The sequence below is a fragment of the Faecalicatena contorta genome (genome assembly GCF_021531995.1).
Taxonomy (GTDB): Bacteria; Bacillota; Clostridia; order Lachnospirales; family Lachnospiraceae; genus Dorea_A; species Dorea_A contorta_A.
Genome location: NZ_JAFBIZ010000224.1, coordinates 1 through 1,769, shown reverse-complemented (window position 1 = coordinate 1,769; position 1,769 = coordinate 1). Strand labels below are relative to the sequence as shown.

Genomic DNA, 1,769 nt, shown 5'->3' with positions numbered 1-1,769 from the left:
TAGGTAATTGCGAAACTCGCTAAGCTTGTTCGCAATTCTGAACCAAAACAAGGATGAATTCGTGCAAAGCACGAATTCTGGAATGAAATGTAGATAACCGGACATTTTAGGCGCACTTTAATAAGGCTTAGGCTTTATGGAGTTGGTAAGTCCTATGCTATGAGTGGCTTTAAGCTTCGTATGTATTCATGATGTTTGATTTTGTCTGCAAGAACAACTGTAATGAGTTGGGTGATTCCAGCAAGAATTAAGTCTGCATGCAATGTTTTCTCATTCTGAGTACGACGTCCTGCAAGACAGAGATTCTCTTTTATGTGATTGATATCTCTTTCTACTGCAGTTCTGATTTTGTAAGTGTTATCCCATTCTTCGGTTCCGCGAATGGTTCCGGGATAGGCACGAAGATCTTTTTCAGGATAAACATAGATTATACGTCCGCACTCAGAAGTAGTACAGGGATTATCGCAGATACAATGTCTATGATATTTTCCGGTTGATGCATCCTTAACACACTTTATTTTAGGACAGACAAACTTATATCTTTTCAAACCATTTTTTCTTGTAGAAGTGCCGTCATGTTTCAGTGGAAGTGAATCATCATTAGGACAGCAAGGGATGCCGTTTTCATTCACTTTACAATCAGGATTTTCTAATCCTGATCTGGAATTAAGAGGAATGTATGCTTTGGAAAAGTGTTTGCTTTCGCCAAAAGTATTGCCTGTTAGCAGTTCTCCATAAAGCCGACATGAGTCAAATGCTGCATCACCAAGAAATGTTTTGGGATTAATAAGCGGATGCTTTGCAAAGAAATCTTTTAGTGTAGGAATGAGTAATTTAGCATCATGAACACACTTATCTTCATCAGGAGAATCAGATTTCTTTTCTACCACGATTTCAGGATGTGAGATCATAAAGTCTTTGTTGTAAAAAGATATATGTCGGATGATGCCAAGACCATTGGTAATAATGCCAAACTTGAAGACATAGCAAAAATGACCATTAATGTATAACTGCTTAATTTCAGGATTTGCGGATGCGTGTGTTGGCATAGAACCATAAGCTGCTTTGTAAGGATCATAACTCTTATCGAAGTTGTTAGCTTTGGCATAAGCTTTGAGTTGCTTGATAATACGATTTGCGTATTTCGGATTATTTTCAGTAACGAAAGCCTCAATACCAGAAGAATCAAAGATCGTCATATCAGCTTTGGCAGAATCAATAGCATGACAGATTGGTTCGGTTAAATCAACAAGGTTATCAAAAACAAGCTGAAGGTCATCAATAAAGTCCTGTTTGAAGCGGGTGATTTTTGAAGCATCTGGAACTTTAGTGAAGCCACAGAATTCACGCAGAGGTTTTGAATAAGCAAGAAAAGTTAAAAGAAGCTGGTCTGTGGGAATAGAAAAAATACGCTGAATAATTAGAGCCCACAACAAAGCGTTTAAAGGGTATTTACGGGTTCTACCCGTTGATGCATAGAAATGATTTCGAAAAGAAATCGGAATAATCTCATCAATATCGATGTGGTTTTCTAATAGAGATAGAAACACAGGTTTGTCATTTTCAAATTTTTCCTGGCAATCTGAAAAAATATCTGCCAAAGAAAGCTGTTTATATGGTATCATAGATGTCAGAATAACTCCTTTCTTGGATGTATGGTTTATAGTTTCTCGTCAACTCTATTATACCATATCCGGTGAGGGGTTATTTGTTTTTTGTAGTTAAAAAATGCCGTATTTATGCGGCTTGTGGCGTTTCGCAAACGCCTA

1 protein-coding gene is annotated in these 1,769 nt (G+C 37.3%); it reads right to left on the bottom strand.

The window, feature by feature from the left end; all coding sequences use genetic code 11:
* Nucleotides 1-152: 152 nt before the first annotated feature.
* Entirely contained in the window at nucleotides 153-1,625 is a 1,473-nt protein-coding gene (locus JQM82_RS15435; protein WP_235251298.1) for a transposase, read from the bottom strand.
* Nucleotides 1,626-1,769 lie beyond the last annotated feature (144 nt).